General features: G+C 24.4%; 6 protein-coding genes. All 6 read left to right on the forward strand.

Going from position 1 to position 6,034, the window contains the following annotated elements:
- The first annotated feature begins 48 nt into the window (after nt 1-48).
- The 6 genes from D3Z33_RS12535 (at nt 49) to D3Z33_RS12560 (ending at nt 5,654) form a co-directional block, all read left to right on the forward strand.
- On the forward strand, nt 49-903 hold the full coding sequence (locus tag D3Z33_RS12535; protein ID WP_160198115.1) for a S1 RNA-binding domain-containing protein: 855 nt from the start codon (nt 49-51) through the stop codon (nt 901-903).
- Nucleotides 904-939: 36 nt separating this feature from the next.
- Nucleotides 940-1,893, forward strand: a complete 954-nt coding sequence (locus D3Z33_RS12540) for a hypothetical protein (RefSeq protein ID WP_160198116.1) — start codon at nt 940-942, stop codon at nt 1,891-1,893.
- Nucleotides 1,894-2,104: 211 nt separating this feature from the next.
- A complete protein-coding gene (locus tag D3Z33_RS12545) occupies nt 2,105-3,163 on the forward strand; it encodes a helix-turn-helix domain-containing protein (protein WP_160198117.1) in 1,059 nt (352 codons plus the stop codon).
- A gap of 563 nt (nt 3,164-3,726) precedes the next feature.
- Nucleotides 3,727-4,575: a Rad52/Rad22 family DNA repair protein gene (locus D3Z33_RS12550; RefSeq protein ID WP_160198118.1), complete on the forward strand. Its 849-nt coding sequence runs from the start codon at nt 3,727-3,729 to the stop codon at nt 4,573-4,575.
- 113 nt (nt 4,576-4,688) lie between these two features.
- A complete protein-coding gene (locus D3Z33_RS12555; RefSeq protein WP_160198119.1) occupies nt 4,689-5,060 on the forward strand; it encodes a hypothetical protein in 372 nt (123 codons plus the stop codon).
- 195 nt (nt 5,061-5,255) lie between these two features.
- Nucleotides 5,256-5,654, forward strand: coding sequence for a helix-turn-helix domain-containing protein (locus D3Z33_RS12560; RefSeq protein WP_160198120.1), 399 nt, complete (start codon nt 5,256-5,258; stop codon nt 5,652-5,654).
- Nucleotides 5,655-6,034: the final 380 nt, after the last annotated feature.

Consider the following 6,034-nt stretch of genomic DNA (forward strand, 5'->3'; position numbering starts at 1 on the left):
AACCAATCTTATATTTGTTTTATATATAAATAAAGGGAGGATTTATAAATGGAAAGGTATAATAATGAGCTACCAGAACAATTAGTATTTGCAGAACAACCACGATACAATGATATGCAGATGTTAAGAAAGCTAAAAAGAGCAAAGGAGAAGGATGAAGTTCTAACAGGTGAATGTATTAAAGCTACACATAATGGTGATTTAATAATAAAGCTATCTCCGAATTTAGAAGGAATAATTCCAAGGAATGAAATAACTTATATAATTGAGAAAGATGGAAAAGTACATAAGGCACAGGCTCAGAAGAAAGTGTTCTTAGATGTCAATTTTAAAGTTACAGAAATTATAGAAGGTGATGAGTTAAAAGATACAAAGGTTTATTTATCTAGAAAAAGAGTAGTTGAAGATATAAGAGATAAATATAGAGAAGAATTAAAAAAAGGACATTTAGTACAAGGAGTAGTAATAGGAATAGCTGATATTGGTGCATTTATAGACATTGGTGGGGACGTTATTGGAATATTACCAAAGGCATTTATATGTAAAGTATGGATAGATCATCCTAGTGAAAAACTAAGAGTTGGTGATTCCGTAGATGTTGTTTTAAAAGATGAAATAGGAGAAAAGAATAGTGAAGAACTATTAATAACATTTACTAGGAAGCCACTATTTAAAAAATGGAATGAGATAGATAAAGAGTTTAAATTAGGAGATGTAGTCAAAGGTAGAATTAAAGATACTCGTGGTGCAAATGGTAGCGGTATATTTGTAGAAATAAGTGACGATTTTGAGGGCTTAGCTAATTATACAAATAAGAGATATAGTTATGGAGATTTAGTAAGAGTTAGGATAGATAATATAGATAAAAAAAGAGAAAAAATGAAGTTAACTATTATAGATTAATATAATTTAATAAAAACTTATAAAGGAGATCAAGAGATGGATACATTACTTAATAAAGATTCAGATATAATTGTAACTAAATCTCCTTTTTCCTCTTGTGAAAATGAAAAAAAAAATTTAGTTCAAGTAAATAGACATTGCACATTAAAATATGTAGAGGAAATGATAATACGTGGAGATATAAGTGGAATAGATTTTGACATATTACAATCGTTATATGAATTAGAATTTGCTACTAGTAGAATGATAACACAACATATAAATTTAAAAGGAATAGAAATACCTCAAACAAAAATACAAAATAGAATTAAAGTGTTAAGAAAACATTTACTAATATCAAGTTTTTATTGCTCTAATGGAGATAAAGCTTTAAATACTAAATATCATTGTATAGAAAGATGGGGTTGTAAGTTACTTAATAGTAGGGAAATATCAACAAACAATTGGAAACCATTTGATAGTGCAAGACCTTTATCAATTATGAAAAGAATACTAGCTCGAAATCAAGTGCTATTAACTTTACAAAGTAAATTAGATAATATAGAAGAATTTAATCTCAATAAGAGTTATAGACTACCTCTGATGTCAAATAATTTAAGGCCACACTTAGAAATTAAACTTAAAAATAGTACTGGTGAGATAGAGACAATATTTTTTGAGGTTAGTAGATTAAGTGATGGAGGAGTAGAAAAAACACTTGAGAGAATAAAATTATATAAAGAATTTATTAATAATTTCAAACCTACACCTGAGTTAATTAAACCACCACAAGTTGTACTAGTAGGTGAAGATGATAGTCATTTATTTAATTTATTTAAAAACATTTTAGCTAATAAAATAAAACTAGATAAATCACAAATTTTATATACAAGTGATTTACGAATAATTACTAGTGATATAAATAGAAGCCTAATAAGATTTAATTTAATTAAAGATGGGGATAAATTAAAGTCAAAAATAGAAGAATTAAACTACATTCTTTTCAGATAAAAGAAAGGGTATACAAATTTGTATACCCTTTCTTTTATTATAAATACCCTTTCCCAACATTTGCTAAAATTAATTTATTGAATTAAAATAAATTATTGATATAATTATAATAACTAGTAAAAAAATGTTTACAAAAATTTACCAAATTACTAAATATAAAAAATAAAAAAATTTATATATTAATGAAATCAATATTCGGGGGATGAAAAAAATGACTCAAAGATACAAAATTATAACACCAGATTATTTACCTAATAATATAAAAGTTATTAGGGAAACAAGGAATTTGTCTTTAAAAAAGATGTCCGAGAAATTAAATATTGATGAAGACTTTCTAAGACTAGTTGAAAATCAAGAAAAAAATTTATCTGGTAAATCTACAATAAAAATTATGAAAGAATTTAATCTAACATTTTATAAATTATATGATATAAAAGACAATGTAATATGTAATGTTACTAATACATTTGATAATATATTAGAAACAACACTAGAATTTGAGCCAGAAGAAATTCTAAATAATGAGTTACATAAAAAGTTATTGAATAATAAGGTTGTATCTAAAGAAATAGTATTAGATGATACAAAATCACTTAAAGAGAATAATTTATTAAATGAAAGTATAAAAAAAGTATCAAATGAAAATAAAGTAAAAGGTAATTATCACGATTTTGAAGTTAAGAATATCTTATATGAAAATAATAAAATTTTCTTAAACTTAGATATAATATACAAAGAAAAGAGAACTGAAAAAAAAGAGTTTGATATACATATGGTAGATAATTATTTAAATGAAGGAAACTTAAAGTTAGCAAAAATGCTTGAATATAGAGGTTTTCCAGATAAAATAATCACCATAGAGAAAAAAATAGATAATAAGAAAATAAAGTTAAGAGACAAACATATTGAATTGGATAAAAAGTATAAGATACCAGAAGATAATGATGTTAATTTTTTTGAAGAAACAAATATACTAAAATTATCTGATAATAGAGTAAAGTTAGTTTATGATGGTGAAACAATAAAAAGTGTAAAATTTAAAGTTGTAAAACCAGAAATAAACTGTGTAAAAGCAATTAGAGTATTGTTAAATAAAAGTTTAGAAGAAATGCACGAAAGCTTAGGTTTAAGCTATAATGGGTATATAAACTTAGAATCTAGAAATCACAAAATATCTACTAAAACAATGTGGAGATTAGTAAATAAACTAAATATACCATTAGAATTAATTATAAATGTAGATGAGTATTATGATATATTTTGTAGTTAAAATTTAACATTGAAAAACTAAAACAATAGATATATATTGCATGATATAATTAATGATGATATAATTATTAGTGTAAATTGTAAAAAAAGAGGGAATAACCCGTAACTATCTTATAGATTTAAGATAGTGTTATTTTCAAATGGTTAGGACTATAGATTTAGCCTATATCATTATTTAATATTTTGAGAGTATGTTTTTCAAATTTAAAAATAGTTTTACAAAACAATTTAAAATTTAATTTAACAAATTATATATAGATTTTTCAAATCCTTTAAGAGTTTCTGCAAATATGTAGAATTTCCAAAGGATTTTTTTATTTGCATATAAAATCTATAGGTAAAAGAAAGGAGCTTTTCAATGAAAATATTAGTAGATTCAAAAACTTTAAATGTAATAAATTTAAAAATACATTAAAAAAGTTCATGGATTTTAGAAGGGGGACCCCCTTCTAACTATATTAGAGTACTAATCAGGGTAAAGCCCTTCTAGTTATTATTTTACTTTAATAACTTATAGCTTATCAAATGAAGTGTTATCTTTAAAAATGAAAGGTGTGTTTGCAAATGGAAAAAATAACAGTTGCTAATTTTAGAGAGGTACAAAAAAAGTTACAGGCAGAGTTTGATCTTGAAGATATTGAATTTAGAATAGGTGCTAGGAAACAAGATAATTCAAAAGGTATTGCACTAGTCTATGTTTCAAATAGAGCGATACAAAATAGATTAGATGATATATTCTCTCCATTTGGTTGGAAAAATGAATTTAAAGAAATTAATGGTGGAAAATCAAAATTGTGTGGAATATCAATAAAGGTATATGATCATGATGATAATAGCCATTGGTTAACTAAGTGGGATGGTGCTGACAATACCGAATTCTCCTCAACAAAAGGTGGACTCTCCGATTCTATGAAACGTTGTGCAGTTCAGTGGGGAATAGGTAGATACCTTTATAATATGCCTAAACTATGGGTAGAAATTAAACAAACTGGTAAAAGCTATAATATTATTGATTCCGAACTAGAGGAATTAAAAAAATTTGTTCAAGGAGCCCCTAGTAAATTTGATTGGTTAAGAAAAAATTCTTCAACTAAAAGTAACTCTACAAAAAAGAAAACAGATACCTCAAAAAAGAAGAATAATAATAACTCCAAAAAAGAAAGTCGCAAAACTACAAAAGCTAATAAAAACGTTAGTAATAAGAATCCAAATTTTAATAATTCTGTTTTAAATAAATCACAAAAAGGAATTATAAGTGATCTGATTAAACAAGTATCAGAAAACAAAAGACAACCTATGGATTCTGTAGAAAGTTTGTTGCTTAAAGAGTTAGGAGTAAAAAGTATAGATTTTATACCTAAAAATAGTATGACAGAATCTATGAATATTCTTAAAAAATTAATAACTGCTTAATTAAAGAGGGAATTGACCCTCTTTAATTATAACTATAAACAAGTAGTACAAATAAAAACAAAAAAAGCTTATCAAATGTAATATTAATTTTAAAAATGAAAGGAGATTAAAAAATGAGTAATTTAGCTTATAAAATTGAAAACAAAAAAACTTTAGACGAGGTAATAGATATTCTACAAGAAGATTGGGATAATAATTATGATATTAAATGTTATGAAATAGATATTGATAATCTTCAGTATCTCAATGTTAATTATTTAGTTATACCTAACATTCAAGAAAATGGAGTTGTTTCAAGTCCATTCGATAACTTACTTATACTGAAATTATTTGAAGGAACTATGGCAATAGAATTTTCTTATATTGATGATAGTAATATTGTAGAAGTACCTTCTGATGATATATCTAAAGAATTTTTCACATTTGATAAAGAATATTATTTAAAGTGTAGTAACAGTTTATCAAATTTAGTAAGTAGCTTATAAACAATAAATAAATTAAATCATAATATATCTGAATATAAGTTTATTTAAAGGTTAAACCTTGTTATTTAGATATTGCATAATAAAAGGACTAATAAAAATTTTTATTAGTCCTTTTATTATGTTGACTATTTACTATCAATATGTTATCATTACATTAAGAAGTATCAAATGAGTATAAGTGAAAGGGGTTTTATTATGGAAAATATGTTTACAGAAAATTTAAAGAAGCTCAGAAATGAACGTAATTTAACACAAGGAGAATTAGCACAAAAAATTGAAGTTAGTAGAACTACTATAGCTAGTTATGAACAAGGATGGGGGAGACCATCACAAAAAAGTATGGTAAAGTTAGCAGAGTTTTTTGATGTAAGCATTGAGTATTTAAAAGGAGCAACAATTCCTGATGAAACTAAAGAAATAGTAGAGTCGAAAAATAAGTATTTTGATATTAGTAATCATCTTAATATATTAATATCAATAATGGAAGATGAAGAACGAATAATTAAAATTAAAGAAGAAGAATTAGCAGAAAATAAAAGAGAATATATAAAAGATTCTCTAAAGTTGATGCAAACAATATTAGAGAAGTTATAAAAAAGAAAAATATTTTTCCAATGATATAAAATCATTATCAATTAAAAGTGTTCTATCAAGACAATTGCAGCATCTTATTATGACTCAAGAGCAATTAGATTATTTGGGAAAGTAATACGATCAAGACAAATACTAAAGGTGAAATAATAAAACTCTACATAAAAATTATATAATTTTTATGTAGAGTTTTATTATAATTCTTATGAAAGATAAGCAATCTATATATTGTTTTTACACAATTAAACTGATATAATTAATATATATATACAACAAATAAATACAAAAAACTGAGCATATATTTGGTCGGTGGCATTTATCAAATTTAATAATAGGTTAGATTATCTATTATTACACGTTTTAAAAATGAAATAGCAATTTTT

Source organism: Senegalia massiliensis (assembly GCF_009911265.1).
In the GTDB taxonomy this organism is placed as follows: domain Bacteria; phylum Bacillota; class Clostridia; order Tissierellales; family SIT17; genus Anaeromonas; species Anaeromonas massiliensis_A.

What these genes read in the sequence shown, in the direction of transcription:
- D3Z33_RS12535 (WP_160198115.1), top strand. Translation starts at nt 49, where the DNA reads ATGGAAAGGTATAATAATGAGCTACCAGAACAATTAGTATTTGCAGAA.
- D3Z33_RS12540 (WP_160198116.1), top strand. Translation starts at nt 940, where the DNA reads ATGGATACATTACTTAATAAAGATTCAGATATAATTGTAACTAAATCT.
- D3Z33_RS12545 (WP_160198117.1), top strand. Translation starts at nt 2,105, where the DNA reads ATGACTCAAAGATACAAAATTATAACACCAGATTATTTACCTAATAAT.
- D3Z33_RS12550 (WP_160198118.1), top strand. Translation starts at nt 3,727, where the DNA reads ATGGAAAAAATAACAGTTGCTAATTTTAGAGAGGTACAAAAAAAGTTA.
- D3Z33_RS12555 (WP_160198119.1), top strand. Translation starts at nt 4,689, where the DNA reads ATGAGTAATTTAGCTTATAAAATTGAAAACAAAAAAACTTTAGACGAG.
- D3Z33_RS12560 (WP_160198120.1), top strand. Translation starts at nt 5,256, where the DNA reads ATGGAAAATATGTTTACAGAAAATTTAAAGAAGCTCAGAAATGAACGT.